We start from the raw sequence: 17,214 nt of genomic DNA, 5'->3' as shown, positions 1-17,214 counted from the left end.
TTCGCCCGCCTCGGCGCGGCTCAGGTCTGGGCGAGGGCCCAGAAGCCGACCGCGAAGCAGACCAGCGCGAGCAGCAGGACCGGGATCGTCACCTTCGGGGGCGGTCCCGGTCTGCGTACCGGGGCAGGGGCCGAGGGCGCCGCCGGAGCCCCCACGGGGGCGGTGTGCTGCGCGGGAACCTGAACGGGTCGAGCGGTGTATGGATGAGTAGGGGCTTGTTCGTACGGCACCGCCGAGGTCGGTGCCCGGTCGAAGGAGGGGGTCGGGTGGCCGACCGGCGGGGGCAGGTGGAAGCTGCCCGTCTCGGAGGGCCCGGGCATCGGTGCGGGAGCCGCGGCCGGGGCGGCGAGCGGAGCCGTGGCCGGGGTGACCGGGTGCTGGGGCTGGTAGTGCGGCTGTGGGGGCTGCTGCTGGGGCGGTACGGGCGTGGTGGCGGGCGTCGGTACGGCGCCGGGTGTCACGCCGGGTGCGGCGCTGGTGGAGGCGCTCTGGGCGGCCGTGGCCGGCTCGCCGACCGGGCCGGTGGGTGCGGCGGTGCCGGCGGGGCCCGTCGGGCCCTGGGGGCCGAAGCCGGGTGGCAGGGGGCCGAGTTGGTCGAAGATCTCGACCGGCTCCTCGTCGGGGCGCGGCTCGGGAAACATGTCGACGGCGGCGGTCAGGGCCTTGCGCGCCCCCGTGGCCGTCCGGAAGCGGGCCTGCGGATCGGGCTGCAGCAGACCGGCGAGCACCTGCCACAAGGGCTCCGGGACGCCCTCGGGAGCGCCGGGAGTGCCGTGCGTGAGGAAATGCTCGACCAGGGCCTGCGAGTCCGGCTTGCGGCCCTGGAGCAGATAGAGGGCGACCAGACCGACGGCGAACAGGTCGGCGGTGAAGTCGGGTTCGGCGCCCAGAAGCTGCTCGGGCGCGAAGTACCCGGGCGTGCCCACCACGTAGTTGGTCTCGGTGAGGCGGGGCTCGCCCTTGCGCATGGAGATGCCGAAGTCGGACAGCCGCAGATGCGGCCGCCCGGTCCCGGTGACGTCCATCAGGATGTTCGCGGGCTTGATGTCGCGGTGCACGACCCCCTCGGCGTGCACCGTGGCCAGGCCCGAGAGCAGCTGGTCGAGCAGGATGCAGACGAACCGGGGCGGCAGCGGGCCGTAGTCGCCGATGACGTGCGCCAGAGAACCGCCGGCGACCAGGTCCATGGTGAACAGGACCTTGTCGTCGTCGGCGGCCCAGCTGGCCGGGGCGAGGACGTGCGGATGGTCGATCCGCAGCGCCTGCTCGCGGACGAAGCGGAGCAGTGTGTGCGCGTCGCTCTGCAGGAGCACCTTGGCCGCCACATAGCGGCGGCGCCGGTGGTCCCAGGCGCGCCACACGGCGCCCGCCCCGCCTCGTCCGATCGGGTCGACCAGCTCGTACCGACCAGCGAATACCTCACCCATCGTGCTGTGTCCGCTCCCCGTTGCCTCGTCTGTGGGCGATGCCGGCCGGCGGCCGGCCGCCTCAGTTCTGGTGCGACTCGTAGTGCGCGACCGCGTCCGCGGTGCGCCCCGCGCCGTACACCCGGAGGAACTCTGCCAGTTCCGGGTGGGCCGGGGCGAGGGAGTCGGCGGCGTCGATGATGTCGCCCGCCGCGGCTACGGAGCGCAGCAGCGACTGGATCTCGCGGACCACGCGGCGGACGGTCGGAGCTCCCGAGCCGGTGGCAGGCTGACCGGTGCTGGTGAGGACGGAGCCGCCCTGCGACTTCTTGACCTCGTCCATCCGGTCGGTGGCCTCGGCGGCGCTGACGGTGCCGTCGGCGACCTGTACGGCGAGCTCCTGGAGCGCCTGGACACGCTGGACGACGGCCGGGTTGCCGATCTTGGCGCGCTGGCCGCTCATCAGCTGGGACAGCATGGGCGCGGACAATCCGAGCACGGCCGCGAGCCTGGCCTGATTGAGTCCGAGATCGTCGATCAGCCGACGGAAGAGCGCCCCCAGCGGCTCTCCGTACCAACTGCGCTGAAGCTCTCTGGCTCGCGCCGTGGCTTCCTGCTGCGCTGCGTCCATTTCTTCTCCCCATCCCTAGGTTCGCCACTGCGAACCTCGCTCAGCATCTTACGGAGAGTGGTCGCCGACCGGGAGTCCCAATCCTTTTGCCGGGCATGGGGGGTGACCCGGTACGCTGTTCTCGTTCCGGGGCCTTAGCTCAGTTGGTAGAGCGCTGTCTTTGCATGGCAGATGTCAGGGGTTCGACTCCCCTAGGCTCCACGGCAAACACCCTCTTGACCTGCGAAAACGCGGTCAGGGGGGTGTTTTTTCGCCCGGTTTCGGTGTGCTGCCGCGGTCCCAGGGCACCCGCTTGTGCAGGGCTTGGCGTGGGATGCGTTCCCCTGTCGGACCCTGTGGTCGGTGACCGTCCTCGGATCGTCCTCGGACCGGCCTCGACCCTGCGAGCGAGCATCGTCCACCACGTCGTCGACCGGGCTCTCGTGTGGCGCGTTCCGTACTTGATGAGTGGCACATCACGCAAATCGAAAGTTGTACGGAATCTGTGAGCAACCTATGCTCACTGCGCCGAGCTGACACCCCATGCGCCTCCCGGGTGCTCTCCGGCCGCAGACCTAGGTGGGGATCTCCGAGTGTTGAACCAGCTGCAAACCGCGCTGCCCGCGAACCGAATACGGCCCGAGACCGTTGTCGCGCCGAACCTCGGGGTCAGGCGCCCCGGGCGTCTCTACGCGCTCGACGGGCTTCGCCTCGCAGCCGCGCTCATGGTGGTCGTGTACCACTTCACGGCCCGTGGCGGCGGCTGGCCGACTCCGGTCAGGGAGATATTCCCCGAGACGTTCCGCATATCGGCGTACGGCTATCTCGGCGTCCAGCTGTTCTTCGTGATCAGCGGTTTCGTCATCTGCATGAGCGCCTGGGGCCGACCGGTGAAGGCCTTCGTCGTCTCCCGTGTCGTGCGGCTGTATCCGGCGTACTGGTTCGCGGTGATCGCGACCTCGGTCACCGTCATGGTGATCCCCGGCGGGCGTCGCCACCTCCCGTGGAACGACATCCTCACCAACCTGACGATGCTCCAGCAGCCGCTCAGGGTCGACCACGTCGACCCCGTCTACTGGACGCTCTTCACGGAGCTCCGCTTCTATCTCCTCTTCGCGGCGATGGCCTGGTTCGGCCTCACCTACCAGCGCGTGATCGCGTTCTGCTGCGTCTGGGGCGCGGCGACGCTCCTCGTCGCGAAGGCTCCTCCGGGACCGCTGCGGCTGCTGCTGATCCCCGAGTACAGCTGGTTCTTCATCGCCGGCATGGCGTTCTACCTGATGTACCGCTTCCGCCCGAACCTGCTGCTCTTCGGCATCGTCGGCGTCTCCTTCTGCGCTTCCCTCGCCCCCACCATCGAGGAGTTCGAGCGCCTCACCTTCCTCGGCGAGCGGGCCGCCTGGCCCGTGATCGTGCTGCTGGGCGGATTCTTCGGGATCATGGCGCTGATCGCGACCGGGAAGCTCTCGTGGATCCAGTGGCGGTGGCTGCCGATCGCGGGCGCGCTGACGTACCCGCTGTACCTGCTGCACCAGGTCATCGGCTGGGAGTTCATCGGTTACTTCGCACGGCGGGGCGTCGACCCGTGGGTGCTCCTCGGCTCGGTGATCGCCGGAATGCTGGTGCTCTCCTACCTGGTGCACAAGGTGGTCGAGAAGCCGCTCAGCCGGTACCTCAAGCGGCGCCTCTCCTAGTCCCTCGCGGGAGCCGTCCGGGCCGCACTGGTCCGGACGGGTGGTGTTCATCGGAAGAACTGCGCGCCGACGGCGGTGGTCCGTGGAAATCGGGCGCGCATCCACATCATGAGGAAAGTGCGTAAAGCGCGCAATCCGAAATGAACCATCCGAGAACGTCACGAAAGTGAGGGGCCATGGCCACCGCCAAGGTCAAGCAGTTCTGGACCGCCTTCATCTCCGTCCTCTTCGCCCTGCTCGCCTCCGTCGGCCTGGCGGGCACCGCCGCCGCGACCCAGCAGCCCGCCGTCCAGCAGCCCGAGGAGCCGGCCGGTCCCGCCGCCGCCACGACCCCCGTCGCCGGGGAGCGGGCCGCGCTCGCCTCCGTACCGGCACAGAGGGCGCACCGGTGGCCGCTCGTCGGGGACCGTTCCCTGCCGCCCACCATCAAGCAGCGCATCGCCGCCGAGGCCCACGGTTCCTCGCCCGCCACCCGGCACCGCTCCTCTGCCGGCGCGACCGTCGTGGCCGAGAGCGACGAGCCGGCCGCGCTGACGGAGCTGGCGCTCGCCGCGTCGGCGTAGGGCGCGGGGAGCCGACGATGCGTACTCCCCACACCCGTATCCGCACCTCTTCGTACGACTCCACTTCGTACGACCCGGCAGGACCCGGCAGCACCTCCGCGGAGCCGAACCGGACCCCGGTAGAACTCAGCAGGACTCCCGCGACAGCAGGACCCGGCAGGACTCCCGCGACAGCAGGACCCAGCAGGCCCCTGTGGACAGAACTCGCAGAACTCGCAGAACCCGCAGAACTCGACAGAACCCCGCGGGACCCCGCGGGAACCAGGACCCCGGCAGACTTCGGCAGGGCCCTGGTGGAACCCGGTAGGACCTCGGCAGCACCCAGCGGTACCCCGGTCGGTCAGCGGCGCTCGTCGCGTTCGGCGGCCTCCTTGGCTGCGGCAGCGGCTTCGGCCTCGGTCTCCTTGGCCTCCACCTCCGGGTCGAGGGGATCCTCACCCTCGTCGTAGGACGTCAGTACGGAACCCTCCTCCACCTCGGTGGCAGCGGGCGGCTCGACCAGCCAGTCGGGATTGGCCTGCTTGTCCCACCACTTCCAGGCGGCGAACGCGCCGCCGACGAGAACGCCCAGGACCAAGAGGCCCTTGGCGAGGCGTCCGGCCCGTGCCTGACGCTCGTGCTTCTTCACGATCTTCTGGATTTCCTTCGGTGTCACCTGACCGCGCAGCGCGGCCCAGGCGGCAGTCGAACGCGACCCGGCCTCCTCAAGGACGGGACCGGTCGCGGCGACCGCCTGCTCGACACGTGGAACGGTGTAATCGGCCGCCTGACGGCAGGCCCAGCGGGTCTTGACCGCCGCACGCTGTGCGGCCGCGTCGACCCGCGGCGGTACGTGCGGTGCGACATACGAGTCGTACTGCACACGAGCCTGCGCCCGTGCCTGTTGAGCGGCCTTCGAGACTTTCGGCGCGATCAGCACACGCGCCTCGTTGGCGTAGTGCGCGGCCTGGTCCTTGGCCGTGCCGGCGTACGGCGCCACCACTTCCGCGGCGTGCAGGACGCTCTCCTTCGCCGAATCTGACGCGGCGCGCACGCTCTCCATGCGGGTCACGGGATTCCTCCTCCTCGGTGGCGACGATGTCGGTTTTTCACCTTTCCATCCTTTTCGGAATCATGCCCCCCGAAGCCAGGTCCGGCATGTGGGGTGGGCATCCGGGGCATGCGAGGATCGGACACGCCAGAGACAGACGTGGCATGACCTGACATGACGTGGACGGAAGGCGACCGTGGCCGAGCAGCTGTACGCGATCCTCAAGACCAGCCTGGGTGACATCGAGGTGCGGCTGATGCCGTTCCACGCCCCGAAGACGGTCAGGAACTTCGTCGAGCTCGCCGGTGGTGAGCGCGAGTGGACGCACCCCGCGACCGGCACGGTCTCCTCGGACCCGCTCTACGACGGCACGGTCTTCCACCGGGTCATCAAGGGCTTCATGATCCAGGCCGGTGACCCGCTGGGGAACGGCACGGGCGGTCCCGGCTACGAGTTCGCCGACGAGTTCCACCCGGAGCTCTTCTTCGACCGTCCCTACCTGCTGGCCATGGCCAACGCGGGACCGGGCACCAACGGCTCGCAGTTCTTCGTCACCGTCGCTCCCGCGACCTGGCTGAACCGCAAGCACACCATCTTCGGCGAGGTCGCCGACAAGGAGAGCCGGAAGGTCGTGGACGCGATCGCGGCCACCGCGACCGACCCGCACACCGAGCGACCGCTGCAGGACGTGGTCATCGAGTCCGTGGTGATCGAGAAGCGCTGAGGCGGAAGGGACGGCACCTCTCATGGAACCGAGACCCTCCGAGAACGCGCACGCCGGTCCGCCGCGCTGCTACCGCCACCCCGAGGTGGAGACCGGCATCCGCTGCACGCGCTGCGAGAAGCCGATCTGCCCGGCGTGCATGGTCTCCGCATCCGTCGGCTTCCAGTGCCCCGACTGCGTACGCAACGGTTCGGGGACCGGCCACGCCGCCGACGCCAACCAGCCGCGGACGCTCGCCGGCGGCCGGGTCGCGGCGGACGACCGCCTCGTCACCAAGATCCTCATCGGGATCAACCTCGCGGTCTACATCGCCGTCCTGGCGTTCGGCGACCGGCTCGTCGACGAGCTCGTGCTCATCGGCTACGCCTACAGCCCGGCGCTCGGCGAGCTCGTCGGGGTCGCCGACGGCGAGTGGTACCGGCTGCTGACCTCGACCGTCCTCCACCAGGAGGTCTGGCACATCCTCTTCAACGTGCTGGGCCTGTGGGTGATCGGCGGGATCGTCGAGCCCGAGCTGGGACGGATCCGGTACGCGGCCCTGTGCCTGCTCTCCGGTCTCTCCGGCTCCGTGCTGGCCTATCTCGTCGCCGCGCAGAACCAGCCCTCGCTCGGCGCCTCCGGCGTGGTCTACGGCCTCATCGGCGCCTGGGTGGTGCTCGCCCGCCGGCGCCGTCACGACATGCGGCCGGTGATCCTCTTCGTGGCCCTGTCACTGCTCATGACGTTCACCCGACCGGGGATCTCCTGGGAGGCCCACGTCGGTGGTCTGGTCGCGGGCGTCGTGGTGACGTACGCGCTCGTGCACGCGCCGAGGGCCCGCCGGGACCTGGTGCAGTACGGGGCGCTGGCCCTGGTGCTGCTGCTCGACGTGGGGATCGTGCTGGCCCGCACGGCGGCGCTCACCTGAGCGCACAGGGCTGTGGACGAGCTTCTCTGTGAGCTTTCCCCAGAGTTATCCACAGTGCGTGGCGATCTCTCCCCACTCCATGGGGAAAGATCACGCCCCTCGCCTCTGACCTGGCATTTCTCCAGGGAGGCGAGGGGCGTTGTGGTTCCCGGAGAGGGTGATTCCGGTCATACCGGCGTCAACCTCGTGCGAGTTATCCACAGATCTTCGTAAGTTATCCAGTGCTGTGCACAACGCTGTGGATAAGTTCAGGGGAGAGCTTGACGAGCAGCCGGTACGAGCGCTAGACGGCCGCCGTACTCCTGCTGTTCGCCGCTACTTCCACTGCGTGGAGACACCGAAGCCGGCCGCGATGAAGCCGAAGCCCACCACGATGTTCCAGTTCCGGATCGACTCGATCGGCATCGAACCGTCTGTGACGTAGAAGACCACGATCCACACCAGACCGATGGCGAACAGCGCGAGCATCACAGGCGCCACCCAGCTGCGGTTGGTCAGCTTGATCGAGGTGGCCTGCTTCGCGGGCGGGGGCGTGAAGTCGGCCTTCTTGCGGATCCGTGACTTCGGCACGAGGGACTCTCCTGTCGATGCGCTGCGTGACCGCGCAGGGAACTGTGGCTGGCGCCGGGATGTGACGAAGGAGGACGACTGCGTCCCCCAGGCGTCCGTTAGCGTAGTGGTTCCGCGGCACCGAAGGGGATCAGGGTACGTTGAGCAATTCCGCCGGCACTCCCGAAGGACCTGGCCGCACCGCGAGGTGGCGCCCCGTCCAGGTGCTCACCCTTGCCGTTTTCGCCCTCGCCGGACTGATCTTCGTCACGAGCTTCAACACCGCCAAGGGCACCAACATCCGCACCGACGCCTCACTCCTGCGGCTCTCCGACCTGATCGAGGAGCGCAGCCACAAGAACGCGGGCCTCGACGAGTCCACCTCCGCCCTCCGCACCCAGGTCGACTCCCTCGCCGCCCGCGACGACGGCTCCACCCGTGCGGAGGACGCGAGACTCGACGCGCTCGAGGCGGCGGCGGGCACCACGGAGGTCTCCGGCTCCGGTCTCACCGTCACCCTCAACGACGCCCCGCCGAACGCCCAGGCCGCCCCCGGCTACCCCGAGCCGCAGGCCAACGACCTGGTCATCCACCAGCAGGACCTCCAGGCCGTCGTCAACGCCCTGTGGCAGGGCGGCGCCGAGGGCATCCGGGTCATGGACCAGCGGCTGATCTCCACCAGCGCCGTGCGCTGCGTCGGCAACACCCTGATCCTCCAGGGCCGCGTCTACTCGCCCCCGTACAAGATCACCGCCGTGGGTGACCGGGGGAAGCTGAACAAGGCGCTCGCGGGCTCCCCGGCGATCCAGAACTACCAGCTGTACGTGAAGGCGTACGGGCTCGGCTGGAAAGTCGACGAGCACAGGGCGGTGACTCTTCCCGGGTACTCGGGCACAGTGGACCTCCACCAAGCGAAGCCGGTGAGCTGACACCACGCGCGCGCGGGGCCGGCGCCGCCGGGAGCCGACTGCGGGAGGGGCGCTTGCGTCTCGTCGTGAGGACCTTCAGCGAGCTGTGCATCACCGTCGGCGCCCTGATCGTCCTGTTCGTCGTGTACGTCCTGTACTGGACCGGGGTCCAGGCCGCGAGCGCGAGCGCCGGGCAGATCGACACCCTCCAGCGCGAGTGGACCGGCACCCCGGTCCGGAGCGCCGCTCCCGCCGCCGGAGCCGTGCCGTACGCCCCCGGCAAGGGCATCGCCGTCATGTACGTCCCCCGGCTCGGCAGGGACTGGAAGTGGCCCGTCCTCCAGGGCACCGGGGTCGGCACCCTGAAGAAGGGGCTCGGCCACTACGCCGGCACCGCCCGCCTCGGCGCGACCGGCAACTTCGCCGTCGCCGGCCACCGCCGCACCCACGGAGACCCCTTCAAGGACTTCCCCCGGCTGCGCAAGGGCGACGCGATCGTCCTCACCGACGGGACGACCTGGTTCACGTACCGCGTCGACCGCGCCCCCCACCGGACCGTGCCCACCGATGTCGGCGTCATCGACCCCGTACCCGCGAAGTCCGGATTCGACGGGCCCGGCCGCTATCTCACCCTCACCACCTGCGAACCCGAGTGGGGCAGCAGCCACCGGCTCGTCGTCTGGGCACACCTCGACGCCACCCGCCCGGTCGCCGACGGCCGTCCACAGGCTTTGGACAGCTGACCCCCCACGGCCCCCTCGCCCCGTACTCTGGTCCCCGTAACGAACGGAAGGGGCGGTCGACGTCATGTACGGCTGGATCTGGCGGCATCTGCCGGGCAACGCGTGGGTGCGGGCGCTGCTCTCGATCGTGCTGGTCCTCGCGGTCGTGTACGCCCTCTTCCAGTACGTGTTCCCCTGGGCGGAGCCGCTGCTTCCGTTCAACGATGTGACGGTGGACGGCCAGTGAGCGCGCGAATTCTCGTCGTCGACAACTACGACAGCTTCGTCTTCAACCTCGTTCAGTACCTCTACCAGCTCGGCGCGGAGTGCGAAGTCCTCCGCAACGACGAGGTCGAGCTGAGCCACGCCCAGGACGGCTTCGACGGCGTCCTGCTCTCGCCCGGCCCCGGCGCGCCCGAACAGGCCGGAGTCTGCATCGACATGGTCCGGCACTGCGCGGCCACCGGCGTGCCCGTCTTCGGCGTCTGCCTCGGCATGCAGTCGATGGCCGTGGCGTACGGCGGCGTCGTCGACCGGGCGCCCGAGCTGCTGCACGGCAAGACCTCCCTCGTCACCCACGAGGGGCAGGGCGTCTTCGCCGGGCTGCCCTCGCCGTTCACCGCGACCCGCTACCACTCGCTCGCCGCCGAGCCCGCCGCCCTGCCGGCCGAGCTCGAGGTCACCGCGCGGACCGAGGACGGCATCATCATGGGCCTGCGCCACCGCGAACTGCCCGTCGAGGGCGTCCAGTTCCACCCCGAATCGGTCCTCACCGAGCACGGACACCTGATGCTCGCCAACTGGCTGGAGCAGTGCGGCGACAAGGGGGCGGTCGGACGGTCGGCGGGGCTCGCGCCGGTGGTGGGCAAGGCCGTCGCGTGACGACGGGCTCTCCGTGGTTCCGGGCGACGAACGAGCCGGAGCCCGAGCCGATACCCGCGGACCCCTACGGGGCCCCCTCGCCGTACCAGGAACCGGCTCCGGCCCCGTACCCGTACACCGAGCAGGCGGCCTACCAGGAGCCCCGACAGCCCTACCAGGACCCCGCGCAGGCGTACCGGCAGGAACCGCCGCAGGCGTACCAGGAGGAACCGCCGCAGGCCTACGGACAGCCCGCACCGACGTACCGGGAGCCCGAGCAGACGTACCGGGAGACCGAGCAGACGTACCGGGAGCCCGAGCCCGTCTACGAGGCCCCCCGCGAGACCACCTACGACGCTCCCCGCGAGGACGCCTACACGCCCCCGTACGAGCCGTACGAGGCGCCTGAGCCCCCTCAGGCCTCCCCGGGCGACACGACCGTCCTGGAGGCCGTGGAGCCCCTTCCCGGGCCCGGCCGGGCGGAGCGCCGCCGCGCGGCCAAGGGCGGCGGCCGGGGCAAGAGCCGCCGAGGCGGCCCGCCCACCACCACGGCCGGCGCCCCGACCGGCGAACCGCCCGCGGCGCCGCTCTCCCGCGTCGAGGCCCGGCGCGCCGCCCGCGCCGCCAAGGACAGCGTCGGCGTCATCGCCAGCCGCGCCGTCGGGGAACTCTTCATCACCTTCGGCGTCGTCATGCTGCTCTTCGTCACCTACCAGCTGTGGTGGACGAACATCCTCGCCGGCCAGGAGACCGACCGGGCCAAGGAACAGATCGAGGACACCTGGGCCAAGGGCGACGCCGACAAGGACGACAGCAAGCCGGGGGCGTTCGAGCCCGGCGAGGGCTTCGCCATCATGTACATCCCCAAACTGGACGTCGTCGTCCCCGTCGCCGAGGGCATCAACAAGGCGAAGGTCCTCGACAAGGGCATGGTCGGCCACTACGCCGAGGGCAAGCTCAAGACGGCCATGCCCTCCGACAAGCAGGGCAACTTCGCGGTCGCCGGCCACCGCAACACCCACGGCGAACCGTTCCGCTACATCAACCGGCTGCAGCCCGGCGACCCCATCGTCGTCGAGACCCGGAACGCGTACTACACCTACGAGATGGCGAGCATCCTGCCGCAGACCGCGCCCTCGAACGTCTCCGTGATCGACCCGGTGCCGAAGGGCTCCGGCTTCACCAAGCCCGGCCGGTTCATCACGCTGACCACCTGCACGCCCGAGTTCACCAGCACGTACCGCATGATCGTGTGGGGCAAGCTGGTCGAGGAACGCCCGCGCAGTGAGGGAAAGCCGAAAGCGCTCGTAGGCTGAGACCCCACACCTCCGGACGGGACGACGGGACGACCTAGTGGCACGCGTGCGCAATCGGATCGCCGGAGTCATCAGCTTCTTCGGCGAACTCCTCATCACGGCGGGCCTGGTGCTCGGCCTCTTCGTCGTCTACTCCCTGTGGTGGACCAACGTCCTCGCCGACCGCGCCGCCGACCAGGACGGCGCCCAGGTCCGCGACCGCTGGGCCGACGGACCCGGAGCGCTCGACACCAAGGACGGCATCGGCTTCCTCCACGTGCCGGCGATGAACAACGGCGAGGTCCTGGTCAAGCAGGGCACCAAGAGCGCCATCCTCAACAACGGCGTCGCCGGCTACTACACCGACCCGATCAAGTCCGCGCTCCCGCAGGACAAGCAGGGCAACTTCACGCTCGCCGCGCACCGGGACGGACACGGCGCCAAGTTCCACAACATCCACAAGTTGAAGAACGGCGACCCGATCGTCTTCGAGTCCAAGGACACCTGGTACGTCTACAAGGTCTACAAGACCCTGCCGGAGACCACGAAGTACAACGTGGACGTCCTCCAGCCCGTCCCCAAGGAGTCGGGGAAGACGAAGCCCGGCCGGTTCATCACCCTGACCACCTGCACCCCCATGTACACCTCCGACTACCGGTACATCGTCTGGGGCGAGCTGGTGCGCACCGAGAAGGTCGACCGCGACCGGACGCCTCCGGCGGAGCTCGGCTGAGGCGCTCAGCGGAGTTCCGCTGAGGCGACCCGCGCGGCAAAAGGGGAGAGCCCCGGCATCCACTGGATGCCGGGGCTCTCCCCTTCGAACGGTCCGACCGCCTGAGCGGTCGTGAGGGCCTCAGTCGAAGAAGCCGCCGCCACCGCCGTTGTTGTCTCCGCCACCGGGATTGCCGCCCTGGTTGCCACCGCCGCCCACCGTGATCACGTTGATCGGCTGCGTGGTGGGGACCATCGAACCCTCCGGGGGGTTCGTGCTGAGGACCAGGGCGTCCTCCTTGTCGGAGCCCTGCTGCACGACGGTCAGGCCCAAGCCCTGAAGCACGTCCCTGACCTCCTTGAACTGCTTGCCGGCCAGGCCGGCGGGGATCTGGACCTGGGTCTGCTGCGGGCCCTTGGAGACCTTCAGCGTGATCTGGATCTCCTTGGACTGGTCCGAGGGACCCTGCGGAGTCTGGTCGACGACGATGCCCGCGGGCTGGTCGGAGTCGACCTCCTCCTTGGTGATGTTGGTGAAGCCGACCCCGTTCAGCTGCTGAACGGCCTGGTCGTAGCTCCGGGTCTTCACATCGGGAAGCTGCAGCAGCTTCTGCTTCGCGACGGTGATCGTCACCACGGAATTCGTCTCCGCCTTGGTGCCGCCGTCAGGATTCTGCTGCAGGACCGTGCCGGGGTCCTCGTCGGACTCCTGCTGCTCGACCTTCACCTTGAAGCCCTTGGCCTTCAGGGACTGCTCGGCGCGCTCCTGGGACTGCTCCTGGACGTCCGGAACCTCCACGAGCGGCGCGCCCTCGGAGACGTACACCTGGATCGTGGAACCGGTGTCCATCTTCGCGGTGCCGTCCGCGGCGGGATCCTGGCGGCAGATGGTGCCCTTGGGCTGGTCGCAGCGCTCGGCGCCGGCCTCCTGCACCTTCACTTCCGCGTTGGTCGCCCGCTCCGTCGCCACCGCGACCGTCTGGCCGACCAGCTGCGGCACGGCGACCTGCCGGACGCCGTCCTTCTTGTCGAACAGCGACACGCCGATGAAGATCGCGCCGACGAGCACCAGGATGCCCGCGAGGGCCAGCAGGATCGTCGAGGTGTTCGACTTCTTCTGGCCGCCGCGACGGCGGTCCGGGCGGTCGTCGTAGCCGTAGCCACCGTCGTCCGAGTTGATCGGGGGGAGCATCGAGGTCTGGCCCGCCGGGTCCGTCTGGCGCAGCGCCGTCGTCGGCTGGTCCTCCGGGTAGCCGCCGTAGCCCCCGCCGTACGCGGGCGCGCCCGCCATGCCCATCCCCATGCCCATCGCGGCGGCGGCCGCGACCGGCTGACCGTCGAGGCATGCCTCGATGTCCGCGCGCATCTCGTCGGCGGACTGGTACCGGTAGTCGGGGTCCTTGACCAGCGCCTTGAGGACGATGGCGTCCATCTCGGGCGTGATCTCGTGGTCGAAGTTGCTCGGCGGCTGCGGCTCCTCGCGCACGTGCTGGTACGCGACCGCGACCGGGGAGTCACCGAGGAACGGGGGACGCACGGTGAGGAGCTCGTACAGCAGGCAGCCCGTGGAGTACAGGTCGGAGCGGGCGTCGACCTGCTCGCCCTTGGCCTGCTCGGGGGAGAGGTACTGGGCCGTGCCGATCACCGCGGCGGTCTGCGTCATGGTCATGCCGGAGTCGCCCATGGCGCGCGCGATGCCGAAGTCCATGACCTTGACCTGGCCGGTGCGCGTCAGCATGACGTTCGCCGGCTTGATGTCACGGTGCACGATGCCGGCGCGGTGCGAGTACTCCAGCGCCTGGAGGATGCCGACCGTCATCTCGAGGGTGCGCTCGGGCAGCAGCTTGCGCCCGGAGTGCAGTAGCTCACGCAGGGTCGACCCGTCGACGTACTCCATCACGATGTACGGGATGGAGACGTTGTCGACGTAGTCCTCGCCGGTGTCGTAGACCGCGACGATCGCCGGATGGTTCAGCGAGGCGGCGGACTGTGCCTCACGGCGGAACCGGGCCTGGAAGGACGGATCGCGGGCCAGGTCGGCCCGCAGCGTCTTCACGGCGACGGTGCGGCCGAGCCGGGTGTCCTGGGCGAGGTACACCTCGGCCATGCCACCACGGCCGAGCACCGAGCCCAGCTCGTACCGGCCGCCGAGGCGACGCGGCTCTTCCATAGCTAATCCAGCCCTCTCCGTCTGTCCCGACCGCACCCATGGGTGGTCCGGCGGTGTGTGCTGTTCGCGGATACGGTACCGGCCCCGGGAAGACGATCCGCCCGGGGCCGGTAGCTGATACCTGACCGGTACCTGGCACGAACGGGGCCGAGACGTCAGCCCCGGGTCTTCAGGACCGCCTTCATCACGGCCTTCGCGATCGGGGCGGCGAGACCGCCACCGCTGATGTCCTCACGCGAGGTGCCCTCCGAGTCCTCGACGATCACGGCGACCGCGACCGGGGAGCCCTCGGCGGTCTTCGCGTACGAGATGAACCAGGCGTAGGGGCGCTTCGCGTTCTTGTCGCCGTGCTGGGCCGTACCCGTCTTGCCGCCGACCTTGACGCCGTCCATCTTCACGTCGGCGTTGCCGCCGGTGCCGTTGGTGACGACGCTCTCCATCATCTGCTGGAGCAGCTGCGCGTTCTCCTGCGAGACCGGGCGGCTCATCTCCTCCGGCTCGGTCTTCTTGAGCAGGTCGACGTTGGGGGCGCGCAGCTCATCGATCATGTACGGCTTCATCAGCTTGCCGTCGTTGGCGATCGCCGCCGTGACCATCGCCATCTGGAGCGGGGTGGTCGCGGTGTTGAACTGGCCGATGGAGGAGAGCGCGTTGCCACCGCGGTCGGCCGCCTTGTCGTAGACCGAGGCGGAGGACCGGACCGGGGTGAACTGCTCGGCGTTGAAACCGAACTTCTCGGCCATCTCCACCATCTTGTCGCGGCCGACGTCGTCGCCGAGCTTCGCGAACACCGAGTTGCAGGAGATGTCGAGGGCATGCTTCAGGCTGGCGTTGGCGCAGCCCTTGGCGTGGTTGATCATCTCCCGGTTGGAGAGGGGGATCTTCCAGCCCTCGGGGGTGTCGGTCTTCGCGTTGATGTCCGTGACCTTGCCGTTCTCCAGAGCGGCGGCGGCGGTCACGACCTTGAAGACGGATCCGGGCGGGTAGATCTCACGGATCGCGCGGTTCTGCTTCGGCTTGTTCTTGTCCTTCTCCAGGGCCACCCAGGCCTTCTCGTCCTTGGCGGAGTAGCCGGCGAAGGAAGAGGGGTCGTACGAGGGGGTGGACGCGAGCGCCAGGATCTTGCCGGTCGACGGCTCGATGGCCACGACGGCACCGGTCTTCTTGCCGAGACCCTCGAAGGCGGCCTTCTGCGCGGCGCCGTTGAGGGTGGTGACGACGTCGCCGCCCTTCTTCTTCTCGCCGGTGAACATGGCGAGCGTGCGGTCGAAGAAGAGCCGGTCGTCGTTGCCGGTGAGGATGCCGTCCTCGATCTTCTCGATCTGGTTGGCGTCGTAGGCCTGCGAGGCGTAACCGGTGACCGGGGCCCACATGGGGCCGTCGAGGTAGGTGCGCTTGAACTTGTAGAACGGGTCCTTGGAGTCGACGGAGCCGGTGATCGGCTTGCCGTCCACGATGATGTTGCCCCGGACGTTGGCGTACCGCTCGATCTGGACACGCTTGTTCGACGCGTGGGTGTTCAGCTCGTCGGCGCGGACGAACTGGATCCAGTTGTCCCGCAGGAGCAGAGCGAGGATGAGCAGGCCGCAGAAGATCGCGACCCGACGCAGCGGCTTGTTCACGGACGGACCACCTGGGTCATCTCGGCGTCGGGTGACGGGGCGGGAGCGGGCGCGGGACGGCGCGCGGTGTCGCTGATCCGGATCAGGATGCCGATCAGAGCCCAGTTGGCGATCACGGAGGATCCGCCGTACGCGAGGAACGGCATCGTCATACCGGTGAGCGGGATGAGACCCATCACACCGCCGGCGACGACGAAGATCTGGAGCGCGAAGGCGCCGGAGAGACCCATCGCGAGCAGCTTGCCGAAGGGGTCGCGGGCGGCGAGGGACGTGCGGACACCGCGCTCGATGATCAGCCCGTAGAGGAGCAGGAAGACCATCACACCGGCGAGACCGAGCTCCTCGCCGACGGTGGCGAAGATGAAGTCGGAGTTCGCGGCGAAGCCGATGAGGTCCGAGTTGCCCTGACCGAGGCCGGTGCCGAGGATGCCGCCGGAGCCGAACGACATCAGCACCTGGGTCATCTGGTCGCAGGCCGGGACCGTCTTGGCGCAGGCGAAGGGGTCGGCCCAGGCGTCCACACGTGCCTGGACGTGGCTTGCGAAGGAGGCCACGCCGACCGCGCCGGCGACCGACATGCCCAGGCCCATGACGATCCAGCTGGTCCGCTCCGTCGCCACGTACAGCATGATCACGAACATGCCGAAGAACAGCAGCGAGGTACCGAGGTCGTTCTCGAAGATCAGGATGAGGAGGCTGATCGCCCAGATGGTGAGGATGGGACCCAGGTCGCGTCCGCGCGGCAGGTAGAGACCCATGAAGCGGCGGCTGGCCAGCGCGAGGGCGTCCCGCTTCACCATGAGGTATCCGGAGAAGAAGACCGCGAGCACGATCTTCGCGAACTCACCGGGCTGGATGGAGAATCCGGCGATGTTGATCCAGATCTTGGCACCGTAGACCGGAGTGCCGAGGCCGGGAACGAGCGGCAGCAGGAGCAGGACGAGGGCCGCCGCCATGGAGATGTACGTGTAGCGCTGGAGGACGCGGTGGTCCTTGAGCAGCAGCAACACGCCCACGAACATGGCGATGCCGATCGCCGAGTACAACATCTGCTTCGGTGCGTCGGGGCTGAAGCTCCCGAAGTCCCGAATGGACTTCGCGATCAGCCGCGGCGACTGGTCCAGCCGCCAGATCAGCACCAGGCCCATGCCGTTGAGCAGGGTCGCCAGGGGCAGCAGCAGCGGGTCCGAGTACGGGGCCCACTTCCGCACCACGAGGTGGGCGACGCCCGCGAGCAGCGCGAGGCCGAGCCCGTACCCGAGCATGCCGGCCGGGACCTTGCCGTCGATGGCCAGGCCCACGTTGAGGTAGGCGAACACCGGGATGATGACGGCGAACGCCAGCAGCGCCAGCTCGGTGTTGCGGCGGCTCGGCGCCTCGATCGCGCCGATGGTGGTCGTGTTGGTGACAACGCTCATGGTGGTGAAAGGCCCCCTACGGGT

At 69.2% G+C, this 17,214-nt stretch carries 17 protein-coding genes and 1 tRNA gene; 11 read left to right on the top strand and 7 right to left on the bottom strand.

The annotated features are described in order from the left end of the window. Window positions 1-20: 20 nt before the first annotated feature. Together E0F75_RS08960 and E0F75_RS08955 are read right to left on the bottom strand one after the other, a co-directional pair. Entirely contained in the window at window positions 21-1,427 is a 1,407-nt protein-coding gene (locus E0F75_RS08960) for a serine/threonine-protein kinase (protein WP_187621950.1), read from the bottom strand. A gap of 61 nt (window positions 1,428-1,488) precedes the next feature. Then, on the bottom strand, window positions 1,489-2,037 hold the full coding sequence (locus E0F75_RS08955; RefSeq protein WP_055601717.1) for a DNA-binding protein: 549 nt from the start codon (window positions 2,035-2,037) through the stop codon (window positions 1,489-1,491). Between the two features lie 128 nt (window positions 2,038-2,165). Between E0F75_RS08955 and E0F75_RS08950 the strand changes: the two genes are divergently transcribed. The 3 genes from E0F75_RS08950 (at window position 2,166) to E0F75_RS08940 (ending at window position 4,273) form a co-directional block, all read left to right on the top strand. Continuing rightward, a tRNA-Ala gene (locus E0F75_RS08950) sits at window positions 2,166-2,238 on the top strand. A gap of 374 nt (window positions 2,239-2,612) precedes the next feature. Then, window positions 2,613-3,710 (top strand): acyltransferase, encoded by a 1,098-nt coding sequence (locus E0F75_RS08945; protein WP_187621949.1) that lies wholly within the window; start codon window positions 2,613-2,615, stop codon window positions 3,708-3,710. Between the two features lie 176 nt (window positions 3,711-3,886). Next, window positions 3,887-4,273, top strand: coding sequence for a DUF6344 domain-containing protein (locus tag E0F75_RS08940; protein ID WP_187621948.1), 387 nt, complete (start codon window positions 3,887-3,889; stop codon window positions 4,271-4,273). 340 nt (window positions 4,274-4,613) lie between these two features. Here E0F75_RS08940 and E0F75_RS08935 read toward each other — a convergent pair whose 3' ends face one another. After that, a complete protein-coding gene (locus E0F75_RS08935; RefSeq protein ID WP_187621947.1) occupies window positions 4,614-5,324 on the bottom strand; it encodes a DUF5324 family protein in 711 nt (236 codons plus the stop codon). A 175-nt stretch (window positions 5,325-5,499) separates the two neighbouring features. Between E0F75_RS08935 and E0F75_RS08930 the strand changes: the two genes are divergently transcribed. Together E0F75_RS08930 and E0F75_RS08925 are read left to right on the top strand one after the other, a co-directional pair. Continuing rightward, window positions 5,500-6,027, top strand: coding sequence for a peptidylprolyl isomerase (locus E0F75_RS08930; protein WP_187621946.1), 528 nt, complete (start codon window positions 5,500-5,502; stop codon window positions 6,025-6,027). 22 nt (window positions 6,028-6,049) lie between these two features. Beyond that, window positions 6,050-6,934: a rhomboid family intramembrane serine protease gene (locus E0F75_RS08925; RefSeq protein ID WP_187621945.1), complete on the top strand. Its 885-nt coding sequence runs from the start codon at window positions 6,050-6,052 to the stop codon at window positions 6,932-6,934. A 315-nt stretch (window positions 6,935-7,249) separates the two neighbouring features. Here E0F75_RS08925 and crgA read toward each other — a convergent pair whose 3' ends face one another. After that, a complete protein-coding gene (gene crgA, locus E0F75_RS08920; RefSeq protein ID WP_030321260.1) occupies window positions 7,250-7,504 on the bottom strand; it encodes a cell division protein CrgA in 255 nt (84 codons plus the stop codon). 140 nt (window positions 7,505-7,644) lie between these two features. Here crgA and E0F75_RS08915 point away from each other — a divergent pair, with 140 nt between their 5' ends. The 6 genes from E0F75_RS08915 to E0F75_RS08890 all read left to right on the top strand — a co-directional run bounded on the left by E0F75_RS08915 (window position 7,645) and on the right by E0F75_RS08890 (window position 12,002). Further along, window positions 7,645-8,412, top strand: coding sequence for a DUF881 domain-containing protein (locus E0F75_RS08915; RefSeq protein WP_187621944.1), 768 nt, complete (start codon window positions 7,645-7,647; stop codon window positions 8,410-8,412). 53 nt (window positions 8,413-8,465) lie between these two features. Continuing rightward, complete coding sequence (locus E0F75_RS08910) at window positions 8,466-9,134, top strand: class E sortase (RefSeq protein ID WP_187621943.1); 669 nt, start codon at window positions 8,466-8,468, stop codon at window positions 9,132-9,134. A gap of 64 nt (window positions 9,135-9,198) precedes the next feature. Further along, on the top strand, window positions 9,199-9,360 hold the full coding sequence (locus E0F75_RS08905) for a DUF4175 domain-containing protein (RefSeq protein ID WP_143204864.1): 162 nt from the start codon (window positions 9,199-9,201) through the stop codon (window positions 9,358-9,360). Next, the gene (locus tag E0F75_RS08900) at window positions 9,357-9,995 is read left to right on the top strand and encodes an aminodeoxychorismate/anthranilate synthase component II (protein WP_017240376.1); all 639 of its coding nucleotides are present in this window, start codon (window positions 9,357-9,359) and stop codon (window positions 9,993-9,995) included. The genes E0F75_RS08905 and E0F75_RS08900 overlap by 4 nt, the downstream gene beginning before the upstream one ends. Further along, window positions 9,992-11,290 (top strand): class E sortase, encoded by a 1,299-nt coding sequence (locus E0F75_RS08895; RefSeq protein WP_187621942.1) that lies wholly within the window; start codon window positions 9,992-9,994, stop codon window positions 11,288-11,290. Before E0F75_RS08900 ends, E0F75_RS08895 begins: the two co-directional genes overlap by 4 nt. Before the next feature lie 37 nt (window positions 11,291-11,327). After that, on the top strand, window positions 11,328-12,002 hold the full coding sequence (locus tag E0F75_RS08890; RefSeq protein ID WP_187621941.1) for a class E sortase: 675 nt from the start codon (window positions 11,328-11,330) through the stop codon (window positions 12,000-12,002). 120 nt (window positions 12,003-12,122) lie between these two features. On the opposite strand, the gene pknB is transcribed toward E0F75_RS08890, so the two are convergent. The 3 genes from pknB to E0F75_RS08875 all read right to left on the bottom strand — a co-directional run bounded on the left by pknB (window position 12,123) and on the right by E0F75_RS08875 (window position 17,190). After that, window positions 12,123-14,150 carry a Stk1 family PASTA domain-containing Ser/Thr kinase gene (gene pknB / locus E0F75_RS08885; protein WP_187621940.1) on the bottom strand — a complete coding sequence of 676 codons (2,028 nt, stop codon included), beginning with the start codon at window positions 14,148-14,150 and terminating at the stop codon, window positions 12,123-12,125. A 155-nt stretch (window positions 14,151-14,305) separates the two neighbouring features. Next, window positions 14,306-15,772, bottom strand: coding sequence for a penicillin-binding protein 2 (locus tag E0F75_RS08880; protein ID WP_187621939.1), 1,467 nt, complete (start codon window positions 15,770-15,772; stop codon window positions 14,306-14,308). Beyond that, the gene (locus E0F75_RS08875) at window positions 15,769-17,190 is read right to left on the bottom strand and encodes an FtsW/RodA/SpoVE family cell cycle protein (RefSeq protein WP_187621938.1); all 1,422 of its coding nucleotides are present in this window, start codon (window positions 17,188-17,190) and stop codon (window positions 15,769-15,771) included. The genes E0F75_RS08880 and E0F75_RS08875 overlap by 4 nt, the downstream gene beginning before the upstream one ends. Window positions 17,191-17,214: the final 24 nt, after the last annotated feature.

It is taken from the genome of Streptomyces sp. CB02980, assembly GCF_014451325.2.
Classification (GTDB): domain Bacteria; phylum Actinomycetota; class Actinomycetes; order Streptomycetales; family Streptomycetaceae; genus Streptomyces.
Note: the sequence above shows the minus strand (reverse complement) of the source record. Positions and strands in the feature narration are given on the sequence as shown.

Excerpts from the sequence above, each read along its gene's own strand:
- E0F75_RS08875 (WP_187621938.1), bottom strand. The coding sequence starts at position 17,190 with ATGAGCGTTGTCACCAACACGACCACCATCGGCGCGATCGAGGCGCCG.
- E0F75_RS08960 (WP_187621950.1), bottom strand. The coding sequence starts at position 1,427 with ATGGGTGAGGTATTCGCTGGTCGGTACGAGCTGGTCGACCCGATCGGA.
- E0F75_RS08905 (WP_143204864.1), top strand. The coding sequence starts at position 9,199 with ATGTACGGCTGGATCTGGCGGCATCTGCCGGGCAACGCGTGGGTGCGG.
- pknB (WP_187621940.1), bottom strand. The coding sequence starts at position 14,150 with ATGGAAGAGCCGCGTCGCCTCGGCGGCCGGTACGAGCTGGGCTCGGTG.
- E0F75_RS08925 (WP_187621945.1), top strand. The coding sequence starts at position 6,050 with ATGGAACCGAGACCCTCCGAGAACGCGCACGCCGGTCCGCCGCGCTGC.
- E0F75_RS08955 (WP_055601717.1), bottom strand. The coding sequence starts at position 2,037 with ATGGACGCAGCGCAGCAGGAAGCCACGGCGCGAGCCAGAGAGCTTCAG.
- E0F75_RS08940 (WP_187621948.1), top strand. The coding sequence starts at position 3,887 with ATGGCCACCGCCAAGGTCAAGCAGTTCTGGACCGCCTTCATCTCCGTC.